General features: G+C 40.2%; 17 protein-coding genes. 8 read left to right on the top strand and 9 right to left on the bottom strand.

Translation table 11 applies throughout. The features are described 5' to 3' along the window. Positions 1-24 precede the first annotated feature (24 nt). The gene (locus HXT26_RS00140; RefSeq protein WP_116442543.1) at positions 25-1,746 is read left to right on the top strand and encodes a threonine/serine ThrE exporter family protein; all 1,722 of its coding nucleotides are present in this window, start codon (positions 25-27) and stop codon (positions 1,744-1,746) included. 98 nt (positions 1,747-1,844) lie between these two features. On the opposite strand, the gene trpS is transcribed toward HXT26_RS00140, so the two are convergent. Beyond that, complete coding sequence (gene trpS / locus HXT26_RS00135) at positions 1,845-2,936, bottom strand: tryptophan--tRNA ligase (RefSeq protein ID WP_004119748.1); 1,092 nt, start codon at positions 2,934-2,936, stop codon at positions 1,845-1,847. Between the two features lie 145 nt (positions 2,937-3,081). Between trpS and HXT26_RS00130 the strand changes: the two genes are divergently transcribed. After that, entirely contained in the window at positions 3,082-3,462 is a 381-nt protein-coding gene (locus tag HXT26_RS00130) for a DUF3073 domain-containing protein (protein WP_004106131.1), read from the top strand. 118 nt (positions 3,463-3,580) lie between these two features. On the opposite strand, the gene HXT26_RS00125 is transcribed toward HXT26_RS00130, so the two are convergent. Then, complete coding sequence (locus HXT26_RS00125; RefSeq protein WP_004106130.1) at positions 3,581-3,997, bottom strand: sterol carrier family protein; 417 nt, start codon at positions 3,995-3,997, stop codon at positions 3,581-3,583. A 237-nt stretch (positions 3,998-4,234) separates the two neighbouring features. On the opposite strand from HXT26_RS00125, the gene HXT26_RS00120 reads away from it, so the two are divergent. Together HXT26_RS00120 and HXT26_RS00115 are read left to right on the top strand one after the other, a co-directional pair. Beyond that, positions 4,235-6,724 carry a glycogen/starch/alpha-glucan phosphorylase gene (locus HXT26_RS00120; RefSeq protein WP_004119745.1) on the top strand — a complete coding sequence of 830 codons (2,490 nt, stop codon included), beginning with the start codon at positions 4,235-4,237 and terminating at the stop codon, positions 6,722-6,724. A 301-nt stretch (positions 6,725-7,025) separates the two neighbouring features. Further along, entirely contained in the window at positions 7,026-9,380 is a 2,355-nt protein-coding gene (locus HXT26_RS00115; protein WP_422111995.1) for a BspA family leucine-rich repeat surface protein, read from the top strand. Positions 9,381-9,567: 187 nt separating this feature from the next. Here the strand turns inward: HXT26_RS00115 and HXT26_RS00110 are convergent, their stop codons facing one another. Beyond that, positions 9,568-9,777, bottom strand: a complete 210-nt coding sequence (locus tag HXT26_RS00110) for a hypothetical protein (RefSeq protein WP_004106126.1) — start codon at positions 9,775-9,777, stop codon at positions 9,568-9,570. Positions 9,778-9,937: 160 nt separating this feature from the next. On the opposite strand from HXT26_RS00110, the gene HXT26_RS00105 reads away from it, so the two are divergent. Together HXT26_RS00105 and HXT26_RS00100 are read left to right on the top strand one after the other, a co-directional pair. Beyond that, positions 9,938-10,642 (top strand): rhomboid family intramembrane serine protease, encoded by a 705-nt coding sequence (locus HXT26_RS00105; protein WP_004106124.1) that lies wholly within the window; start codon positions 9,938-9,940, stop codon positions 10,640-10,642. A 256-nt stretch (positions 10,643-10,898) separates the two neighbouring features. Beyond that, complete coding sequence (locus HXT26_RS00100; RefSeq protein WP_422111994.1) at positions 10,899-12,215, top strand: THUMP-like domain-containing protein; 1,317 nt, start codon at positions 10,899-10,901, stop codon at positions 12,213-12,215. 56 nt (positions 12,216-12,271) lie between these two features. On the opposite strand, the gene crgA is transcribed toward HXT26_RS00100, so the two are convergent. After that, a complete protein-coding gene (gene crgA, locus HXT26_RS00095; RefSeq protein ID WP_004106118.1) occupies positions 12,272-12,664 on the bottom strand; it encodes a cell division protein CrgA in 393 nt (130 codons plus the stop codon). 77 nt (positions 12,665-12,741) lie between these two features. Between crgA and HXT26_RS00090 the strand changes: the two genes are divergently transcribed. Both HXT26_RS00090 and HXT26_RS00085 read left to right on the top strand, forming a co-directional pair. Further along, positions 12,742-13,497 carry a DUF881 domain-containing protein gene (locus HXT26_RS00090; protein ID WP_004106116.1) on the top strand — a complete coding sequence of 252 codons (756 nt, stop codon included), beginning with the start codon at positions 12,742-12,744 and terminating at the stop codon, positions 13,495-13,497. Between the two features lie 45 nt (positions 13,498-13,542). Continuing rightward, complete coding sequence (locus HXT26_RS00085) at positions 13,543-14,649, top strand: class E sortase (protein WP_004106114.1); 1,107 nt, start codon at positions 13,543-13,545, stop codon at positions 14,647-14,649. A gap of 401 nt (positions 14,650-15,050) precedes the next feature. On the opposite strand, the gene pknB is transcribed toward HXT26_RS00085, so the two are convergent. From pknB to HXT26_RS00060, 5 genes are read right to left on the bottom strand one after another with little or no spacing between them, the layout of a single operon-like run. Further along, entirely contained in the window at positions 15,051-17,054 is a 2,004-nt protein-coding gene (gene pknB / locus HXT26_RS00080) for a Stk1 family PASTA domain-containing Ser/Thr kinase (protein ID WP_004106112.1), read from the bottom strand. Further along, on the bottom strand, positions 17,051-18,013 hold the full coding sequence (locus HXT26_RS00075) for a serine/threonine-protein kinase (RefSeq protein WP_004109538.1): 963 nt from the start codon (positions 18,011-18,013) through the stop codon (positions 17,051-17,053). The genes pknB and HXT26_RS00075 overlap by 4 nt, the downstream gene beginning before the upstream one ends. Next, on the bottom strand, positions 18,010-19,476 hold the full coding sequence (locus tag HXT26_RS00070) for a peptidoglycan D,D-transpeptidase FtsI family protein (RefSeq protein ID WP_422111993.1): 1,467 nt from the start codon (positions 19,474-19,476) through the stop codon (positions 18,010-18,012). The genes HXT26_RS00075 and HXT26_RS00070 overlap by 4 nt, the downstream gene beginning before the upstream one ends. Then, complete coding sequence (locus HXT26_RS00065; RefSeq protein WP_004106107.1) at positions 19,469-20,950, bottom strand: FtsW/RodA/SpoVE family cell cycle protein; 1,482 nt, start codon at positions 20,948-20,950, stop codon at positions 19,469-19,471. Before HXT26_RS00065 ends, HXT26_RS00070 begins: the two co-directional genes overlap by 8 nt. After that, positions 20,947-22,611, bottom strand: a complete 1,665-nt coding sequence (locus tag HXT26_RS00060) for a PP2C family protein-serine/threonine phosphatase (RefSeq protein ID WP_101885817.1) — start codon at positions 22,609-22,611, stop codon at positions 20,947-20,949. Before HXT26_RS00060 ends, HXT26_RS00065 begins: the two co-directional genes overlap by 4 nt. Positions 22,612-22,613: the final 2 nt, after the last annotated feature.

Genomic DNA, 22,613 nt, shown 5'->3' with positions numbered 1-22,613 from the left:
CGGGGTTGCGTATACTAAAAAATTGTGAGTACAGCAGAGAATAATATCGAGAATAATGAATACGACAACAGCATCAACAACTGCGATTGCGATAAGCCTGAAATTCTTTCGACTGGTCATATAGTCGGAAAACCTTCTGGACGTTTTCATACTCATGCTATTCCACTCGATATGGACGATGTTGAGCGAGATTGGGATAAGCCAGTTACGCAAGCAGGAATTGCTGCGAAATCGAGTATTATTATTCGCGTCGGCGCACTCGGCTTAGGAGCAGGCACAGGAAGCTACCGAGTTCGCGAGCTTATGCACAGAATCGGCGAACCAATGGGTGTACATGTGCGCGCGGACGTGAATCTCACAGATATTGAAGCAACTTGTACTGATAAGCATGAGCGAATTACTGAAGTTGTAGATCTTCCAACCACAGGTGTTAACACTGAGCGCATTTGGCTTCTAGAACATTTTGCAGATTGGTTTAACGTCAAGCTTGGAAACGATTCTTTATATCACTCTAAAGCTGCTGTTTCTAAGGAATTAGTTGACACATTGCAAGCGAGCGACGACGAACATACCATTGTACAAACAGCTAAGCAGTCTGAAGAAAATGCTACTAAAATTGCAAAAAAGAAAGCGTTGCAAGAAGCTATAAAAAAAGAAAAACCACGCGGCATTTTTGCACTGCAGCCAGAAAGTGCTTACGCTGAACATTTTTCGCACGTAAACGCATCTAATAGTAATGACGAATCTAAAAATGATCATCCTCTTACAGTTAGGGAAGTACACGACCGTCTTGATTTGATTAAAAATAGGAAACCGCTATACAAACCGTGGTTTGCTGGTCTTGCTTCGGCAGTTGCTTGCGCATCCTTTGCGTTCTTGCTTGGCGGCGGCATTTACGACATGATTGGTGCTTTTATTGGAGCAGGAATCGGTCACTATATTCGTCGCAGAATGTTTATGAAGCATCTAAACCAGTTTGTAGTTACATTCGTAGCTGTTGCAATAGGTGCACTATCATGCATTGGGGCTTTACGTCTTATTGGCTTCTTTGACCCTAGCGCGCTCAATCATACAACTGCATATATTGGTTCAGTGTTGTTTGTTATTCCTGGATTCCCTCTTATTACAGGCGGCTTAGATATTGCAAAAATTGATTTCCCTTCAGGAATTCAACGACTGTGTTACACAATGGCGATTATTTTGATGGGAACTCTTGCAGGATGGACGGTTGCAAGCCTTGTACAGCTCAATCCTCAAGGCTTCCCTCCCCTCGGATTAAATCCTTGGCTTAACGCAGTTCTTCGACTTATTACAGCTTTTGCCGGAGTATGGGGCTTCTCAGTGCTGTTTAATTCTCCACAACGCATGTGCATAGTTGCTGGCATTATTGGCGCTATTACAGATACTCTTCGCTTAACTATGACAGATTTTGGAGTTGCTGCCGAAATTGCAGCTTTCAGCGGTGCTTTATTGGCAGGTTTGCTAGCTTCTGCTTGGAGAACTATCGTTCGTCACGGATTAGCGCCTCAATATTTGGGTTATCCACGAATAGGTCTTACGGTTCCATCTATCGTAATTATGGTTCCTGGACTTTATATGTATCGCGCAATGTTTTATCTTGGTCAATTCCACACGCTTCCGGCGTTAGACTGGACTTTCCGCGCTTTCATGGTAATTATTTGCTTACCTATTGGTCTTGCTGTAGCACGCGTTATTACAGATAAAAGCTGGCGTTACGACGTGTGATGTTCTAAGTTTCAACCCGTTAATTTTTAACAAAAAGCCGCTTACAAGTTTTCTTGCGAGCGGCTTTATTTTTTATTACTTTACTTATTGAAATTTAATTAATACTTCATTCCCATAGCATCTCGCACTTGGGAAAGCGTTTCTTCTGCAATAGCATTTGCACGCTTATTGCCGTCATGCAAAATGTCTCGAACAGTATCCATGTCTTTTGCAAGTTCTGCACGACGCTCACGGTGAGGTGCCAAGAAATTATTTACATTTTCAATTACATAAGCTTTCAATGCGCCAGCACCAGCGTTGCCAATTTCTTCAGCAATCTCTTTAGGATCCCTGCCTGTAACTAAACCTGCGGTAGTAAGAAGCGCAGAAACTTGCGGACGAGTTACTGGATCAAAAGTAATCATCCTCTCAGAATCAGTTGGACTCTTCTTAATTAATTTGGCAGTTTCCTCGGCAGTAGCTCCGAGCATAATCGAATTACCGTAAGATTTACTCATCTTTCGTCCGTCCAATCCTGGAATTTCAGGAGCATCAGACAAAATTGCTGCTGGCTCTGGGAACACTGGATTCTTTTTTGCGTATCTCTCATTAAAACGGCGAGCAATCGTACGAGTGATTTCAACGTGCGGCAAATTATCTTTACCAACCGGCACAACATTAGCTTTGCAGAACAAAATATCGCAAGCCTGGTGCACTGGGTACGTAAGGAGCAATCCGGTTAAAGCATGTCCAGATGATTCCATTTCCGACTTTACAGTAGGATTCCTGTGTAATTCTGCTTCTGTAACGAGCGAAAGGAAAGGCAACATAAGCTGATTTGCTGCAGGAACTGCGGAATGAGTAAATATCATTGTTTTTTCAGGATCAATTCCGGCAGCCATATAATCCAGCACTAAATTCAAAACATTATCTTCAATATGCTCAGTAGTGTCACGATCAGTAATTACTTGATAATCTGCAATAATAATATTAGTTTTTACTCCGCGCTGCTGCATTGCAACACGCTCACGAATAGATCCAAAATAATGTCCTAAATGCAAACGGCCAGTTGGGCGATCTCCAGTAAGCATAGTAAAAGACGAAGGGCTAGCTTTTAACTTTTCAAGCGTTGCATCTGAACGTTTACGCGCTGCAAGGAAGCTTGCGCTCATCTCATTACCAGCAGCTGTAACCTGTGCTTCTTCCGGCATTTTAGGCTCCTTAATTGTGCGTATTTTTACGCTGAAAATATGGCTTTTATGGTAAAAGTTTACACAGACAATATACTCGGTTGCGGTTAAGTGGTACGCTCTTGTGTGATGAACTGATTGTTACTTAATTTTTAGAGGGGGTCAGATGGGCCGCGGACGACAGAAGGCAAAGCAACAGAAAATTGCCCGTAAGCTCAAATACCTGACGACCGATACGGATTATGACGAGCTTGCTAAGGAACTTAATTCCAGCGAACCCGGACAAGGATCCTTCGATCCATTTGCGTCGAGCGAAAGCTATGAGGAAGATACATATCTTCCAGAAGAGAATGACACAGATCAAGAAAATGATGCCGTTGATGCTTCAAACGAAGATGATTTAGACGAGTATGCCAAGTGGGCTGCGGAAGCAGCTGCAAAAGCCGTTAGCAGCGAAAACTCTTCTACAAACTCGGGAGCGCACACGCCAGTGCATCATCATATCCCTATGCCAATTCCAAACTTCATACACAAACACGACAATTAAAAATTAAATTTTATTAAAATTATTTTATTTACGTATCCTGGGCATTCGAAATACTGTTTGCCCAGGATATTTGTAAATACATGCTGTAAATACGCAATTTAAGCTGCTTAAAGCCAACTTACAACGGCAAAATATCGCTTAAATCATCACGCTCGCCAATTGCACTTATGTTGCCAAAGTCCTGTTCCTGATGCCATTTAGTAACACCACTCGCTAATCGAAGCCATACTTTAGGCTCAAGTTCAATAACATCTGGCGGCGTGAGATTATGCGGATCCGAAGCTGGTCCTTCCAAAATTTTTACTGCACCAAAAGGCGCAACTCTTACTTCTACTGCACACCCAGGCACCTTATTTTCAAGAAGATATAGCGAATATCTAACTGCTAAAGCTTCGTCGCTTAAAGAGATATTTAAAATATTACTATTTATTTGCGTAGCTTCTACGCCATCGCCAAGTGCTTTAATAGCTGATTCGCGCCAGGATTGCCAAGCACATTGTCCTCGTTTTATATCTCGTTCAAGTATTACTGACATACTTTTTATTATCTTCTAAACAACCTACTTTCAGCAATATATTTGTATTAAGACGTTATATACAAATATTTAAAGGGGTTAGGTTGTGGTATTCTTGGGGTTATCGTGTGCATTCACATGCCTCTTGTAGTTATCTGCAAAGGTTATCTGCAAAATGGTGATGGTTTAATTGCCTAAACACAAAGTTTTAGGCTGCACACTTTTAGGAAATATATCAAACGGCACAAGGAGTCAAATATGACTAAACACGTCGCGCCGAAAGCCAAAACTACTGCGACGGCATTTGCCAAAGAACTTCAAGAGCACCTCAAGTACACCCAGGGTGTAACGCCAGAGCAGGCCACTACGGCAGATGTGTATGTTGCCGCTGCTACCGCAGTTCGTCGTCACTTGATGGACTCTTGGATGCAGACTCAGCATGACATGGTTAATGGCAACACCAAGGCTGTGGGCTATTTGAGCGCAGAGTTCTTGATGGGTAAGCAGCTTGAGAACGCTTTGTTGAACGCTGGTCTTACTGATCAATTCAATAAGGCTGTTACTAAGCTTGGCTTTGATCCAAAGGCTGTTATCGATGCTGAGTATGAACCAGGTTTAGGTAACGGCGGTTTGGGTCGTCTCGCAGCCTGCTTCATCGATTCACTCGCCTCTATTGGCGTTCCAGCATTTGGCTACGGCATCCAGTATCGTTACGGCATCTTCAAGCAGCGCTTTGATGAAGAAGGTAAGCAGGTTGAAACCCCTGATTACTGGCTTAGCAATGAAGAGCCATGGGGTCACATTGATTATGGTCGTGACCAGCGCGTCAACTTCGGTGGTGAAGTTGTAGAAGAAAACGGCAAGCGCGTTTGGAAGCCAGCTTGGTCTGTTCGTGCAGTACCAGTTGACTACATGGTTCCAGGTTATAATTCTGGTCGCGTAAACACTCTTCGTTTGTGGACTGCTAAGTCTTACGACGAGTTTGATTTGCTCACCTTCAACAAGTCTGATTACTTGGACGCTGTTAAGCCACAGGTTGCAGCGGAAAACATTTCTAAGATTCTTTACCCAGAAGATTCCACTCCAGAAGGTAAGGCTTTGCGTCTTGAGCAGCAGTACTTCTTCGTAGCTGCTTCTATTCATGATGCTATCCGCGTATTCTATCCAGGTCAGGATAAGCCGGATCTCACCACCTTCCCAAGCAAGATTAACTTCCAGTTGAACGATACTCACCCAGTTATCGGCATTCCAGAGCTTATGCGCGTTCTTATGGACGAGTACGGCTACGATTGGAACACCGCTTGGGGTATCACCACCAAGACCTTCAACTACACTTGCCACACCTTGCTTCCAGAAGCTTTGGAAGTTTGGCCAGCCAAGCTTATCGGCGAACTTTTGCCACGCCACCTTGAGATCATTCAGGGCATCAGCGAGCAGTTCCGCAACGAGCTTCGCGGTAAGGGCGTTGCTGAGGATCAGGTTGAGCGCATGCGCATCGCTACCGACGCTGACGAAAATGGCGAAGGTGCTGTAGTTCGTATGGCTTACTTGGCTACCTACGGCGGTTCTTACGTTAACGGTGTTGCTGAGCTTCACTCTGAGTTGTTGAAGGATGTCACTTTGAAGGACTTCTCCAGCGTTTACCCAGATAAGTTCAAGAACGTCACCAACGGCGTAACTCCTCGTCGCTTCGTGCGCTTGAGCAACCCACGCATGTCTGCTCTTATCACTGAAGGCTTGGGCACCGACGCATGGCAAGGTAATTTGGAGCTTCTCGAAGGTTTGAAGCCATTGGCTGACGACAAGGCATTCGTTAAGAAGTTTGCTGAAGTTAAGAAGCAGAACAAGCTTGCCTTCGTTGATTTCGCAAAGCAGAAGTATGGCTTTGAGATCAACCCAGACACCATGTTCAACACCATCATCAAGCGTTTGCACGAGTACAAGCGCCAGTCCATGAAGATCCTCCAGGTTATCTCCATGTACGCTGGAATTAAGAACGGCACAATCGACGTCGACAAGATGCTTCCACGCACCGTGTTCTTCGGCGCTAAGTCTGCTCCTGGCTATGCTATGGCAAAGCTCACCATTCAGCTCATTAACAATGTTGCTCGCGTGGTGAATAACGACCCAGCATGCAAGGGCAAGCTCGCTGTGTTCTTCCCACCAAACTACAACATCGAGTTGGCTATGAACTTGATTCCTGCCACCGATTTGGATGAGCAGATTTCTCAGGCTGGTAAGGAAGCTTCCGGTACTGGTAACATGAAGTTCGCTTTGAACGGTGCTTTGACTGTTGGTACTCTCGATGGTGCAAACGTTGAGATTCGCGAACGCGTTGGCGCTGAGAACTTCTTCCTCTTCGGCATGACCGTTGACGAGGTTGAGAAACTTTACGCTGAAGGCTACGATCACGGCGGCTCCCGTAAGTACTATGAGTCTGATCCTCGCTTGAAGACTGCTGTGGATATGGTTGCTGACGGCACCTTCTCCAACGGCGACAAGAGCGTGTATGAGCCACTCGTTAACGATTGGCTTACCCACGATTACTTCATGGCAATGGCTGACTTCAGCTCTTACATGGATATTCAGGCTCAGATTGAGGAAACTTACCGCGATCCAATGAAGTGGGCTCGCATGGCAGTCTTGAATGTAGCCAACTCTGGTTACTTCTCTTCTGACCGCTCTATCGAAGATTACCTCGATCGCATTTGGCACACTGGTGCTCTTCCAACACCTGTTGCTGAGTAATTGAGTATTCTCTAATAGCAATACATAATAACGCCTGCGTGAGTTTTGTACTTCCGCAGGCGTTATTGTTTCTAAACTCACTACTGCTTTTCGTAGTGTTATTTATTTCGTAGTGTTATTTATTTGCATAGTTACGTTATTTATGCATATATTTTTATTTTTAATCTTTTGAAGAAATTGTAAATATTGTTATTTTATTTTGCATGCACCTACCATTTGACACTAATAACTCCTAGAATAGCAATGTATTTTCAACAATATTCGCATGCCTTTAGTTGCGTGCTTTATTAAAGAAGGTTTTATGAAGAAGAAGAGTATACGCTTATCGTATTCATACATAATTACAGCAGTTATATGCGCTCTCGCGCTTTTGTTTAGTTTTGCAGCAAACAGCTTTGCTTTAACTTCTCGCGCAACTGCGCAGTCAACGCAACAGTCACAAAATAATAAACAAACGAATACCCCCCCCCTGAAACAAACTGATAGAAGCACAACTCAAACAAATAACACTGAACTACAATCTCTTAAACCATTAGACGAAAATATTTACGGCAAAGTTGACGTAAGTAAATGGACTGTTACAGTAAATGGCACAAGCGCGACCATTGAATCTTACAATGGCGATAAAAAGCATGTAGTTGTTCCAACGCTTGCAGATCTTAAAGATGATACAACTAATGGAAGCAAGTACAAAGGTGTTACTAGCTTAAGCATTGCAGAGAACACTTTATCTGGATTAATTGATAAAAATCAAACTGACACTACAAATAACACTAAAACTATTGCTATTTCTCATAATGGCAATCCTGTTAATATGCCTGACACTAACTTAAGTTATTTGTTTGCAAGCACAAAGCTTACACATATTGATCTTGCTAATTTACATACAGGTAGAATTACTGGTTTACATAGAACATTCTTTGACAATGGGGAACTTCAAACTATAAAAGGCATAGAGAATTGGGATGTAAGTAATGTTACTAGTTTAGAAGAACTATTTTCTCAATGCTATGTTTTGGTAGATCTTCCTAACTTATCTAGCTGGAATACTTCTAAAGTAACGAACATGGATTATGTATTCAACGGATTAAAAATAGTGCCAGATAAAGATTTTGGATTCTTGAGCAAATGGAAAACCGACAATGTCACAACAATGGACAGCATGCTTGCACAATGCTATGAGTTGAGATCAGTAGAACCATTGAAGAATTGGAACACTGCTAAAGTAACGATTATGAAAGATATGTTCTATGCTGCAGACATAAGAGATTTATCTCCACTTGCTAACTGGAATGTTAAAAACGTTACTAATATGCAACAGATGTTTATTTCTAACTATAATCTCGAAGACTTCTCTGGTTTAGGTAAGTGGCAGCTTAATCACGATGTCAATATGAACAGAATGTTTTCAAAACTTACCGGTACATTAATAGCTAAAGATTGGAAGTCTGTTACAAGTTATAAGAATAGTCCACTGTTTATTAAAATCATTAAAAGTATGGCACAAGGAGAAGAACAAGGGCCTTATAACAAATCAGGAATCGGCGCAATTTTCATAACTGATGGACCCTTTGTTAAGGAAATAAAAAATATAAGTGGATTCCACCATTGTGTGCGCCTCTATCATTCTCGCAAAGATTATGACGATAAAAAAGCTCCTTTTGCAACTATCAAAATGCCAGTAGTCTACTACAGCACAAGCATTGATGCTTCAAATAAAGATGCACAACGAAACGTTGTTCTTGCGGAAGCTCAGAAAAAAGTCAATGCCTGGATAAAAGAAAAAGAAAAGAAAGATAATAAAAAATACGTAATTACAGATACCATTTTCGACAAGTTCAAAAACAGCTACAATGACGCTCATTTAACAGCTAACGCATCGTTTGTTATTGAAGAAGTAAAATACAAAAAAACTATTACGCAAACTATAACAGTTCACAATCAGCCAAATGAGCCAGAATATACTATTATTCGCAAAAGAGAAATTCATCGTACTCTTGAAGACAAAGATGGCAAGAAGGTGTTAAGCCCTTGGTCTAAAGCTGTTTTTGAGAAGTTTACACTTCCTCAAATTAAGGGATATAGTGTTATGCCAGTAGAAAAAGCTTCTACTACTGTCAATATTAAAGATGATGTTTATTATGTTCAATACAATAAGCAAACAACCACCGATACCGGCACGCAAACTGATACACCGGAAACAACCGACACTGGCACTGGCACAGATACAGTGACAGATACGCCAGAAACCACTGATACTGGAACACAAACAGATCCAGAACCACAAAAGCCTGCAAATCCAGATCACTCAAATGTTCCAGACAAGCCGAATATTATTTACGTTCAAACTATGCCCAATAATGCCGGCACACAAAATCAAAAAGATCAACAAAATAACGATACTTCGCCTGCTTGCAATTGTGATTGTTCCGCTAAAAATATCGGTAATAACGAAAATAAAAGAAACAACCAGTCTGCAAATAGCACTTCTAACGCATCGCACACTGAACAAAATAATGCGTCAAAAAATCTATTAGCAGCAACAGGTTCTGCAACGCAATATGCAGCATTACTGTCGTTGTTCATTGCAACCTCCGTTGGATCGTTCTCCTTGGGCAAACTGCGTTTCAAAAAGCGCAAGCATGCAATTAAGTAATACTGCTGCGTAAATTACATAAAAGGCGGAAGCTGTTAATCAGTTTCCGCCTTTTTGTGTAGATTTTAGTTAAATTGCATGTAAGGCAAACGCTTTTGTTTGCAACAATTCTTTAGTAATTACAAATAAAGGCGACTACGAATATACGCAATCACCTTTATTTTGGACTGTATAAAGCAAATGTCACTTATGCCTCAGCGGCAGGAGTATCGTTAGCTTCTTTCTCTTCTTTTTCTAACCCTAGGTCAATTGGCGAAGAACTGTTCTCCCATGGTTCCTCCCAAGGGTCATAATCAGGATTATGCTGCTTGTACACATACAACGCAGCAATACCTGCGAGCAGTGCTCCGAAGAGCAGTGCAAAGAACTTCCAACCGCCAGAGGATCTGTTCTCCATGATGGCTCCTTTCCGGTTAAGCTGACCTGCTCGTCCAAGTCAACAATCTATACCGCTTTTTGTCGCGTAATAACTATCATAGTTGCTTTTCTTCAGAGTTGCATCTTTTTAAATAATGTTATTGATTAAATTTGTGAAGTAAAACCGATATCATAAGCATATGCACAACTTTGATATTAAAAATATTTTAAATAATATAAGACTTCGTTTTAACACAACCACAGCCATTTTAGTATATTCATGCATTTTTATTTGGATATTGGAAATGGTACTAAACTTTGCATATCCAAATTATTATTCGACTCTAATAAGCTATACTGCGTTTCTTCCAATTACTGCGTTACAAACACCTTGGACTTGGTTCACATCAATGTTTGTTCACGCACCAAATTTAACCCATATTTTCTTCAATATGCTATGTCTTTGGTCGCTCGGAGTTGAATTAGAACGATTCTTCGGTAAATGGAAGTTTTTTGGATTGTATTTAATATCCGGCTTTGGCGGAAGCGTAGCTGATATCGTATGGTGCAAACTCACTAATAATTGGTTCGTTGCTTCATACGGTGCTTCGGGAGCTATTATGGGGCTTATAGGTGCACTTCTCGTAGCACAATGGCGACTAGGAGAAAACATGCGAGGAACAATTATTTGGATTGCTATTACTCTCGCTATGCCAATTATTGTACCTAATATCGCTTGGCAATCACACGTTGGAGGCTTAATTTCAGGTACTGCAATTGCAGCATTGCTCGGAGTACAAAATCCGCTACTTAAAAAAGCTTCGTTTAATACGCGTTTCTTAGTATATTTTGTATCACTATTTGCTATTCTCACTGCTTGTGCAATGTTTTGTTTGAAGGCATGATTTATTAAATTACACACGTGTAGTTTTCCACCAATGTGCACAGGATTGTGTATAAGTTGTGCCTAAATTGGTGACAACTATATAAGTTATCCACATAGTTAATCACAAACGTTGATAACTTGCCTTTTGTGAACCTGTGCACAAGTGTATAAGAGTTATCCACAATTTAAGTTTTTTGTGGACTAAACTATCGACTACATAATTTTAAAATTTACTTGCTCTAAAATTTTCTACACCTCCATAAGGAATGAGATTTATGTCTACACTTCAAGTTCCAAAAACAATAGAACCAGCAAACGCTTCTACACTCACTTTTATTAAAGAAAACGCACAATTGTCGCCAAGCAAAGCTGCTCTTAAAGCTCCACGCAACGCGAATATCGACATACCGTTTGCAATTAACCAAATAGCAGGTAGACAGATTGCGCAACAAAAACTGCCAAAATGGGCTTCCTGCAACGAAGTTATATACCCTGCGCATATTTCTATGGAACAGTGTTCTTCTCAATCAACAGCACAATACAAGGCAAATGTTGCAAAAGAATTACTCAACAAATTAAATTCAGAAAATTTTAGTAGCACACTTGTGGATCTTACTGGCGGCTTTGGAGTTGATTGCACAATAATGTCTGAAGTTTTCGATTCTGTTATTTGTATTGAACAGCAAAACGAACTTTCTAGCATTGCACATCACAATATGAATGCACTTGGTATTACAAACGTAAAATGCTACAACAACAATAGCCTTGATGCACTCAAAAATATTCCTAAGTCAACGATAATATACGTTGATCCAGCTCGCCGTAACAAACAAGGATCTCGCACATACGCTATTGAAGATTGCACTCCAAACGTATTAGATCTTAAAAATCAGTTGCTCACTAAAGCAGAAATAGTGATTATTAAACTTTCTCCAATGCTTGATTGGCACAAAACAGTTAGTGATTTCAGTGGCAATGTAGAAGCCGTACATATAGTCGCACATAATAACGAGTGCAAGGAACTATTGATAATACTCAGTAACTCTCAGCACACAAAAGTACCAGTATATTGCGCAAACGATGATCAGATAACTGTTATACAAGCAACTTACAATACTTCAACAAATCAGGTGTCAATACAGCCTGAATCAAATGTTTTAAATAATAGAGAAGAAAATAATAAAAAAGATGAAATTTTAGATATAAATAACTGGCCAGAATGGTCGCAATACGTTTATGAGCCAAATGCAGCAATCATGAAAGCTGGTTGTTTTTCAGTGTTAGAAACTCAATACAATATACAACAAATCAGTGCAAATAGTCATGTTTACGTATCGGAAGAATACTACTCAGAATTTCCAGGAAAGACATGGAAAATTGAAAATATATGCAGCATGAATAAACGCGAGATAAAACAAACTTTTGCTGATATTACTCATGCAAATATTGTTACTCGTAACTTTCCAATACCTGTAGAAGCATTGCGCAAAAAATTAAACCTACAAGATGGCGGAAATACAAGAATTATTGCAACAACTGATAACAATAAAAATCACATACTTATTCGAGCAGTAGCAGCAACAAAAAAGTAGCTACGCAACATTTGCATAGCTACTTTTAAAACATATTAAACAGTTTGTTTTACAGACTAACGCCACCACATTGTCATAATGAATCCAGTCATTACTATTACTAATGCAATAACTAAATTCCATGCACCAATTCCAGGAATTGGAAGCACAGGGTTCAAATAATAAACAACAGCCCAAATTAATCCAACGACCATTAATGTGCAGAACAGCGGCACAAACCATGCAGCATTAGCTTTTGTGCCTTTAATGCTTTCTTCGACACGTCGCCTATTTTCAGCTTGTCTCTGCATCATTTGCTGAATCTGTGGAGAAAGCGTTGCTTTATCCGCAGTAGCATTCAACACTGCTTCAACTTCGTCCATAGGAACGCCATAAGTATTCTCATTTGACGTATCGCTCTTCTTTGCAGCGTCGTCAGCTGCAGTCGTGTGCAATTCTTCATCAGCCATAACTGTAACTCTCCAATCAATCGGCTACACGCTATAATAGTGGTTACACTCGAACGCGTGAAGGATGAAGATAAAATATGGCTAAGAGAACTGGGAAACATCGTGCTCAACACTCGCTGTTAAGCAGTTTTGCTGTTGCCGTTGCAGTATTTCTTACCGGCTATTTATTCGTTCTTAATTTGCGCGTAAACCGCTCTGCTTTTGTGACTTCTAATACGAGTCAAATGGTTGAAAGAAATTCGCAGCGCACAAAAAATTTACGAGAAGATATAAAATCTTTAGATTCTAAAATTAATTTACTTAATAAAACGCTCGGCAGCAGCACTAGTGAAGGAAAAGAATCTTCTGATACTGGAAGTAGTACCGTACTTCCAAAACTTGAAGGACCTGGAATTGTTGTAACTCTTAACGACTCTCCTCTATGGAAAGGCGCAGTTAATGGTTCCGGAACATCCGGAAATATTAATGATTACGTAATCCACCAGCAAGATATTGAAGCTGTAGTAAATGCTTTGTGGCGCGGCGGAGCAGAAGCAATAACTATTCAGGATCAGCGAGTATTATTTAACTCCGCAGTTGTTTGTATTGGTAACGTTCTTATGTTGCAAGGTCATCAGTACTCGCCACCGTATAAAATATCTGCTATTGGTCCAATGGATAGCATGGTTGATGCTCTAAACAATTCACCAGCCATACACACCTACAAGGAGTATGTAAGTTCGTTTGGATTAGGATGGAAAGTGGAGAAAAAGAATAATCTGCGATTCCCCGAAGCATCGGCCTTGTTGCAACCATTAAGGTACGCAACAGTTCCTAAAGTGCTAAACAAATAAAATATGTTGCAAAGTCTTCATACATCAATAAAGGAGTAGCACACTATGCAATCTGCTAATATGCAGGAAGGAAAAACGAAGCGTAGCAGCTCGAATTTCTGGTGGCAAGCCGCTGGAATTATTGGCGAACTGTTGATAGCTTTTGCAGTTATTTGCGCATTGTACATTGCATGGCAAATGTGGTGGACTGGAGAGCAGGCTGAGCACACTCAAGTAGAGGCGCGTCAAGCAATATCTTGGCAAAACCCAAAAACTGGCGATAAAACGAAGATTGCTTTACCACAGAATACTGACCCACCTGCTTTAAGCAAACCAAAGTCTGAAGACCTTGTAGCTCGTTTATACATACCACGTTTTGGAAATCAGTGGGAACGAAATGTTGTAGAAGGCATTACGCCAGACATCTTAAGCAAGCGTGGTTTAGGTCATTATCCAACCACACAAATGCCTGGCGCAATAGGTAATTTCGCAGTAGCAGGTCACCGAAATGGTTATGGTCAGCCATTGGGAGATGTAGACTTACTGAAGCCTGGCGACGCAATAGTAGTTCGTACAAAGGATTATTGGTTCGTCTATAAGTACACTTCTTACAAGATTGTTACACCAGATCACGGTGAAGTTATTGATGCAAATCCTGATCATCCTGGTGAGAAACCAACAAAACGTATGCTTACTCTTACAACTTGCGAACCTAAGTATACTGCTGCAACTCATCGCTGGATTAGCTACGCAAAATTCGCTTATTGGGCAAAGATTAGCGATGGCATTCCAAAAGAACTTTCTACTATTGATGAGCAAGGAAAAGTGAAGTTTATTAACAATGAGCAACAATCTCTAGTTTCTCATCTTTCTTCACTAGTGCCAGTTATGGTGGTTGTTTTATTAGTGTATGTGATGATTTTCGCAGCAGGAGCAATCGCTTGGCAATGGCCAGAACTTCGCGCTATTCATTCTGGATTAAAGAAAAAGCCTGATGCAAGCATTTTTGGCGGTCTTTTGCGCATACAACCAGGTATTACAGCGATTCGTTGGATTCTTTCGATTCTGATTTATTTCTTCATTGTATTAGCATTATTCCAGTGGATTTTCCCTTGGGCCGCATCTACAATTCCATTCCTTCAGCAGATGTCTAATTACTCAACAACTGTATGATAACGGGTTAAGTAGTAAGTTTTAAATATTCTTACGATTGCTTTAAAACTTACAAAATAAAAACATTTAAGGCGATTGCGTATGAAGTGCAGTCGCCTTTTGTTTATATTAATAAAATAAAAGCCTATAGAAACACATAAAATAACGCATTGCTATAAAACTATGTCTAAATAAACAAACATATCTTAAACAGCTATTTTTTCGTTTTATCACATACTTTGCAACCTAATATAAGTCTATTTTTGCAGATCTATTTTCACGCATCAATTTTTATAAGTAATATATGGATTTTATTAGAGATACAAACATTAGAGATACAAAAATGCTGCTTGCTCTACTTTTCTTGTAGAACAAGCAGCATATACATTATTTTTACAGACTTAATCTAACACAAATCTAAATCAGTCTGAATCAGACGAAGAACCAAGGCTTGGACGTGTAACTAATGTAATCGCTTTGCCCTTCTCAACCTTGCTTCCTGCTTCCTCAGACATGCTCATGACTATATCGTCATCTTTTGCCATTGAATCAGATACTACTCTCAAACCTTTTGCTTCAAGTATTTTCTTCGCCTGTTTGAAGGTAACAGTACCAAGATCTATACTAGGAACTTCAACTTTCGAAGCACCTTGAGAAACGTACACAGTAATAGAGCTGTGTGGTTTAACAGAGGAACCAGACGACGGATTTAGTCGAGTTACAGAACCTTCAGGCACATTATCTGAATCTTCCTTAACTACATCCGTAGTAAAACCAAAATTCTCTAATTGGCTAACCACAATGTCTTTGCTTTGACCAACAAGACCGTCAGGAATTTTAGTTAAGCCGGATGCAATATATAAAGTAATTAATGTACCCTTATCAGCAAACGAATCTGCGTCAGGATCTGTGCGAGTTACATGATCTTTCTTAATATCTGCACTATCTTCTACTCGAACATTAGCAATCTTAAACCCAGCACGCTCAAGCATTTTACGAGCAGCTTCTTGCGTTTTACCACTTACATCTGGCACGCGAGTTGATTGTGGTCCAACCGAGAACCATACAGTCACCTTGGATCCAGAAGCAACATGCTCACCTCCACGCGGTGATTGCTTAGTAAAAGTTCCCTCAGGTTGAGAAGAATGATCATCTTCACGAATATCTGGAACCAAACCAAGTGCACGCAACTTTTCACGAGCAGCATCCTGCGTTGTTGTCTCCATAAATGTTGGAACTACAACATCTCCAGTAGCACGACTTCGGTTGAGCATAAACAGCACACCCAGAAGAACTAATACTGTTACTAATACTCCAACTATAGATCCGATTACTACTCGTTTACGACGTTGCGCTTGCATTGTTGCTCTTTGTGACGCGCGCGTGCTAGGAGAAAATGCAATATTTGCAGATTCAACTTGACCAGTAATAGGATTAAACGATTGAGTTGCAGCACCATCTGTCATGCCCATAGCCATAGTTGCAGCATTCTGTTCAGCCTGCTTACGCGCCTTCATATTAGCTAAATCAGTCAATGGATTAAACGCTGCTGCAACAGGCACTCCACCGTTCATAAACGCTAGAATGTCATTCTTAAACTCTGATGCTGTGGCATATCTATTTTGTCTATCTTTTGCCATTGCTTTAGCACAAATCTTGTCCCACATAGCAGGCATGCCTGGAACAAGTGTGCTAAGAGGTGTCGCCACTTCCGAAACATGCTGATATGCGATGGCAACAGCTGAATCTCCAATAAAAGGAGGACGTCCAGTTAGCATTTCATACAGCACACACCCTGCAGAATACAAATCAGAGCGCATATCTACTTGTTCACCACGAGCCTGCTCTGGAGACAAATATTGTGCTGTTCCAACAACACCTTGAGACTGTGTCATAGTTGTTGCAGAATCATCAAGAGCTCTAGCTATTCCAAAATCCATGACTTTTACTAAGCCTTGTTCAGAAATCATAATATTTCCAGGCTTAATATCGCGGTGAATAATACCCATTCTGTGCGAATACTCTAAAGCATTGAGCACGCCAAGCATAACTTGTTCAGCGTCTCTCTGACTTAAAGCTCCATTCATTTTTAGAATATCGCGTAATGTTTTACCTTTAATGTATTCCATTACAAGATACGGTAAACGCTCTTCTAAGCCATTTTCTGCTATAACAGATTCTTCTCCAGAATCATAAATATTCACAATATTAGGATTGTTCATCTGCGCAATGGCATGCGCTTCCCTGCGGAATCGCGAAAGGAAAATCTCATCGTTCGCTAAATCGGAACGCATAATTTTCACAGCAACTGTACGACCTAAGCGCTTATCAACAGCAACACGCACTTCTGCCATGCCGCCACGGCCAATAAGCTCCCCTAATTCGTATCGACCATTCGCTAATGAGGTGGGCATTGTGGTATTCATTGCTGCTCCTTGCGATCATTGGTATTAAAAATATTAATAATATTTACTTGGTTTTGCGGCATACTTTTAATACATCTTCGTTGTCGCAAATTTGTAGAAAGTACTCCTGTTGTATTGTTGAAGGCTGTTTCTTGATCTAGCAGTCTGCGCTCAATACGAGATAATACTTTCGACACGACTAATGCATCTTTTGGACGATCTTTTGGATTCTTTGCAAGCATAGACATAATAAACTGTTGCAATTGCAAATCAACATTTTCTGGCAAAGGTGGCACAGGATCATTAACATGTGCAGCAGCAATATCTACCGGCGTTGCTCCAGTAAATGGACGATGTCCACACAAGCCTTCATATGCCACAACACCTAACGAATAAATATCAGATTGTGCAGTAGCTTGCTCACCTTGCGCTTGTTCTGGAGAAATATATTGAGCTGTTCCAACTACCATGCCATCTTGAGTGATTTGTTCTTGGTCGCTGGAATATGACACGCCAAAATCTGTGATTTTCACATTGCCAGTATCAGAAACCATAATATTTGCAGGTTTTACATCGCGATGAATTACACCATGAGAATGAGCTACAAAAAGCCCTCGAGCTGTTTGAATAAGAATAGGAAGTAACTTAGTAGGATCAATTATTTTTTCTTTATGATACAAATCTGCCAATGATTTACTTGGCACATATTCCATAATTAAGAATCCAATACCATCATGCTCATAATAATCAAATAATGCTGCAATATTAGGATGCGCTAAATTGGCAGAATTATGCGCTTCAGCACGAAGACGACGTAATTTTGCTTCAACGTTTACGGTATCTGTGCGTAACGCCTTAATGGCAACAATTCGCCCAAGTTGAATATCAAAGCCTTTCCAAACTTCTCCCATACCGCCTTGAGCAAGGCGGCGATCAAGTCTATAACGATGATGAACTAACTGTCCTTCAACGAGTTTCATTGTTTAAGCGCCTCCTCCATCACTTGTCGCATAATAGGTCCTGCCGCGTAACTACCAAATGTACTTGTGTTATGTACTATAACTGCTATAGCTATTCTAGGATTTTCAGCAGGAGCAAATCCAATAACCCAACCATTAGCAGCTTGATTATACATTCCAATCTGTGCAGTACCTGTTTTAGCAGCAACATGAATATTAGGTAAAGCAAGATTAGGATTTTCTTTTGTAACAACAGCCTGCATCATAGAAGTTAATTTAGATGCACTGTCACTACTCATTACTTGGTTCATAATGGTTGGTCTAGTTTGTGACAATACTGACAAATCACTAGATCTTACACAATCAACAAGAGTAGGCTTCATCAATGTTCCATTATTTGCAATAGCTGCCGCAATCATAGCATTTTGCAAAGGTGTAACCTTAGCATCACCTTGACCTATTGATTCCAGAGCTAGTCTATCTGGAGTTGGCTTAATAGAAAAAGTAGATTTCACGGATCGCATTGGGAATCCAGTAGAATCAGAACCATCAATAGACAGCGAATCGAAGAATCCAAACTTTCTTGCTTGCTTTACAATTACGTCAGATCCTAAAGAATTACCCAATTGAGCAAAAGCAGTATTAGACGAATATGCTAAAGCATCCTCAAAAGATATTTTTCCATCAACGCCATTCGCTTGGTAAGTGACATTTGTAAGAGACGTCTTGGTTCCAGGCAAAACATAGCTCGCACCAGCAGGTATTTTCGTATCAGGCTTGTATTTTCCAGATTCTAATGCTGCTGCTGCAACAACAGTTTTGAACGTAGAGCCAGGAGCATAAAGCTCAGAAACAGCACGATTCAGCATAGGATTTGACACATCTGATGTTATTCTCTCATACGATTTATTTACTTCATTAATATTGTGAAGAGCAAGATCATTCGGATCATAACTTGGAGTGCTTACCATGGCGCGAATTCTTCCGGTTTTTGGCTCAATTGCAACTAAAGCTGCGTCTTTGCCTTTAAGAAGATTGTAAGCAAGATTTTGCAAGCGTGAATCAATTGACGTCTCTATAGAAGCTCCGCGATTAGTTGCTCCAGTAAATAATGAACGGAATTTTTGCCAGAACAGAGCGTCTGATTCTCCACTTAATAAGCTATTGCGAGAAGCTTCAATTCCTCTATCTGCACGCTGGCTAATAGAAAAATATCCAGTAACTGGAGCATATACTAATCCGTTAGAATACTGACGTTGATACACAAAAGCATCTTTAGATGGTTCAGATTTCGCTATAACTGTGCCATCTGATGTAAGTATTGCTCCACGTGGAGCACCAAACTCATGGTATAAAGCTCTGCGATTTCGAGGATCAGAATTTAGAGCATTCGCTTTAATAGAAGTAATAATTGTACTTGAAATACCAAGTATTACAAAAAGTACCAATACTGCAGTAAAAAGTTCTCTAAGACTTTTATTCATTGTTATCACCTCTCTCTGAAGAGGAAATAACAGCGGAAGCATCTATATTATTTTCATAATCTGTATTGTTATATTCGCTATTATTTGTATTCGTATTAGCTCGCTCTCGCAATTCACGCTCGCGCAACGCTGCTAAGGCAGCGTATTGGAAAGTATCTGAAACAGGAGCAGATTCAGGTTTATTTGCAGCGTGAGAAATAACAATAAGCAAAGATGCAAGCAAATAATTTGCCACTAAAGAAGAGCCTCCAGCTGCCATATACGGCAAAGTTAAACCGGTTAATGGAATAACCAAAGTAATTCCACCAACAACAGTAAACACTTGGAAAGCCATAGTAAAAACAAGCCCTGAAGCTAATAATTTTCCAAAGCCATCTTTAATTTTCATTGCAGTAATCATTCCAGATGCAATAATAATTAAATACAAAACCAATACGGCTAGAAGCCCAGTAAGACCAAGCTCTTCACCAACAGAAGCATAAATAAAATCAGAATTAGCTAGCGGTGTTATAGAAGGATGACCTTGTCCTAAACCTGTTCCGGTTGTTCCTCCAGCAGCCAAACCAAACAATCCAGATACAATTTGCGCTGAGCCACCAGGGAAACGATTATAGACCGCATTATCAAATGGATGAAGCCACGAATCCACACGATATTGCACATGTGCGAATAACTTTACTGCCATCAAGCATCCAGCTACAAAAGCAATACCTCCAACAGCAATCCACCCTCTGCGACCTGTTGCAACATACAACATTGACACAAACATTGCGAAGAACATCAATGACGTTCCAAGATCATGCTGAATAACGAGCACGCCCATTGATGCGGCCCATACTAAAGCAATAGGTCCCATGTCTTGTAAGCGAGGAAGGTGAATTCCCAAAACTTTATTTCCACCTACAGCAAGTCGATCACGATGATTAAACAGATACGCTGCAAAGAAGAACGACAGGAAAAGCTTAGCAAACTCTCCTGGCTGCACTGTGTGATCACCAAAACCTATCCAAATTCTTGCTCCACCAATTTCTTTACCTAATCCAGGAACCATAGGTGAAAGCAAAAGAATCAAGCCTATGACCATATTCACATAAGAAAAACGCCTTAAAATGCGATAATCATTCAAAAGAATAACGAAAATAATTGATAATACCAGTGCCGCACAAATCCACACCATTTGTTTTATTGCAACATTTGTATTATTTTGCCTATCAATTCTAGCTATAAGAACTGTTCCAATTGCAGTTAAAAGCATAATACAAGGTAAAATAGCTTGACTTGCATATGGCTGTTTAACAAGAAGAACACCCCAAAATACGAAAAACAGTGCCATAACGAGAATCAACATTGCTGCATAATTAGCAGAAATATAACCGTCAATACGGAAAAACATCTGTAAAAATGCCATGCCAGAAAGCAACGTTGCAAAAAGCAACAATGCTATCTGTCTGATACGCGTAGCAATCATATTCATGAGGTTTTACCCCCCTGCTTCGCATTATCTTTATTTTTATTTATTTTATTTTCTAATTTCTTTTGATTCTGTTCATTAAGTTTTTCTTGTTCTCGTGCACGCATTTCTCGACGAATTAACGAAGCATGACCACGAGCCTCAACTAAGCTGCCAAAACTAATGCCTTCTTTTAATTGATCCTGCCAAGATCTATCTAGTTTATTAACAGGGATGTCAGTAGATTCCACTTCATGAGATAATGCAATACCGAAAATATTTGTTGGCACTCCTTGGTAGATAACAACTTTGTTACTGTCTTTTCCAATATAATATTGCGTTTGAGTCCACGCATATACTCCGTAGCCTACTCCAGAAATAACAAATAATACTAACAATATTCCCAAAGATATGCCTATGCGAGTCCACCTGCGCCTCAATGAATGAGCACGATGTGCCTCATCCTGCTCATGTTTGACAGCACGAGCAACATCTGGATCATGAGGATCCGTTGAAACTTTACCATTCTTTTTTTTGACTATAGGAATCTCATTAGTGTCAGGTGTATGTAATTCTCCAACTTCTTCACGAATGTGTGAAGGTTGCACAATTCTTGTAATAGATATTGTTCCTTCATCTGGATTTTTAGAATTATCATCATCTTGAGCTAGCGCGGCTGCTCGTTGAGCTGGTGAATTCTTATCTTCGCGCAATGCCGGTGCTGAAGCTACTGCTTTATTTACGATATCTGCAATTGACTCGAGATCCTTACTTGCAGCTCCTCCAATAAGTGGAGTTTGATGCGGAAGATCAAATGCATCAGCATCAAGTGCAAGCGTTGCATCTGCAATAACGGCTGTAACATTATCTGTACTACCAGCACGAAGTGCCATAGATACTAATTTTTGAGCGCATTCTTCTTGATTAGAAATACTACTCATCACATCTTGAATAGTTGAATCTTCAAGAACTCCACACAATCCATCAGAGCAAAGAAGCCAACGGTCAGAAGGATGAGCTGAACGCAAAGCAATATCAGGACGAGGATCTATATCAAAATCACCTAATACTCGCATAACAACATTTCGTTGAGGATGATTTCGCGCTTCTTCAGGCGTAATATGACCTGTATCAATCAAATGCTGAACATAACTATGATCAGTAGTCATGCGCATAAGATGATTATCTCTTAGTAGATACGCTCTAGAATCACCTAAATGAGCCAGAACCCAGTATCCTCTTACAAGAGTTACTGCAGTCACTGTCGTTCCCATTCCAGCAAGACGGCGCTCACGCTTAGCTTTACCAACAATCGCATCATGAGCAGCCATAATCGATGTTTCCATCATTGAAGAAACAGTTTTAACATCATGCGGTCTTGAATCTTGTTCAATATGTGCAAGAGAACGAATCGCTATAGTAGAAGCTGTATCTCCTCCAGCATGACCACCCATTCCGTCGCAAATTGCAGCTAAATGTTCACCAGCAAATGCAGAATCTTGATTATTACTACGAACAGTTCCAACATCACTGACAGCCGTAGCATACATAAAAAGTATTTTTTCTACAGAATTTGCGCGATTTTCTTTAATATCATTTTTATCTGTTATAGATGATATTTTTTCTATTTGCCCAGTAACTGCGGTCTGAATTTCTTCTTCGTTATTTGAATTGATTTGTTTCATTT

The organism is Gardnerella sp. DNF00497B, assembly GCF_049262725.1.
Lineage (GTDB): Bacteria > Actinomycetota > Actinomycetes > Actinomycetales > Bifidobacteriaceae > Bifidobacterium > Bifidobacterium leopoldii.
The sequence above is the reverse complement of the archived record's forward strand: the minus strand, read 5'-3'. Positions and strand labels throughout refer to the sequence as shown.

What these genes read in the sequence shown, in the direction of transcription:
- trpS (WP_004119748.1), bottom strand. Translation starts at nt 2,936, where the DNA reads ATGCCGGAAGAAGCACAGGTTACAGCTGCTGGTAATGAGATGAGCGCA.
- HXT26_RS00130 (WP_004106131.1), top strand. Translation starts at nt 3,082, where the DNA reads ATGGGCCGCGGACGACAGAAGGCAAAGCAACAGAAAATTGCCCGTAAG.
- HXT26_RS00125 (WP_004106130.1), bottom strand. Translation starts at nt 3,997, where the DNA reads ATGTCAGTAATACTTGAACGAGATATAAAACGAGGACAATGTGCTTGG.
- HXT26_RS00120 (WP_004119745.1), top strand. Translation starts at nt 4,235, where the DNA reads ATGACTAAACACGTCGCGCCGAAAGCCAAAACTACTGCGACGGCATTT.
- HXT26_RS00115 (WP_422111995.1), top strand. Translation starts at nt 7,026, where the DNA reads ATGAAGAAGAAGAGTATACGCTTATCGTATTCATACATAATTACAGCA.
- HXT26_RS00110 (WP_004106126.1), bottom strand. Translation starts at nt 9,777, where the DNA reads ATGGAGAACAGATCCTCTGGCGGTTGGAAGTTCTTTGCACTGCTCTTC.
- HXT26_RS00105 (WP_004106124.1), top strand. Translation starts at nt 9,938, where the DNA reads ATGCACAACTTTGATATTAAAAATATTTTAAATAATATAAGACTTCGT.
- HXT26_RS00100 (WP_422111994.1), top strand. Translation starts at nt 10,899, where the DNA reads ATGTCTACACTTCAAGTTCCAAAAACAATAGAACCAGCAAACGCTTCT.
- crgA (WP_004106118.1), bottom strand. Translation starts at nt 12,664, where the DNA reads ATGGCTGATGAAGAATTGCACACGACTGCAGCTGACGACGCTGCAAAG.
- HXT26_RS00090 (WP_004106116.1), top strand. Translation starts at nt 12,742, where the DNA reads ATGGCTAAGAGAACTGGGAAACATCGTGCTCAACACTCGCTGTTAAGC.
- HXT26_RS00085 (WP_004106114.1), top strand. Translation starts at nt 13,543, where the DNA reads ATGCAATCTGCTAATATGCAGGAAGGAAAAACGAAGCGTAGCAGCTCG.
- pknB (WP_004106112.1), bottom strand. Translation starts at nt 17,054, where the DNA reads ATGAATACCACAATGCCCACCTCATTAGCGAATGGTCGATACGAATTA.
- HXT26_RS00075 (WP_004109538.1), bottom strand. Translation starts at nt 18,013, where the DNA reads ATGAAACTCGTTGAAGGACAGTTAGTTCATCATCGTTATAGACTTGAT.
- HXT26_RS00070 (WP_422111993.1), bottom strand. Translation starts at nt 19,476, where the DNA reads ATGAATAAAAGTCTTAGAGAACTTTTTACTGCAGTATTGGTACTTTTT.
- HXT26_RS00065 (WP_004106107.1), bottom strand. Translation starts at nt 20,950, where the DNA reads ATGAATATGATTGCTACGCGTATCAGACAGATAGCATTGTTGCTTTTT.
- HXT26_RS00060 (WP_101885817.1), bottom strand. Translation starts at nt 22,611, where the DNA reads ATGAAACAAATCAATTCAAATAACGAAGAAGAAATTCAGACCGCAGTT.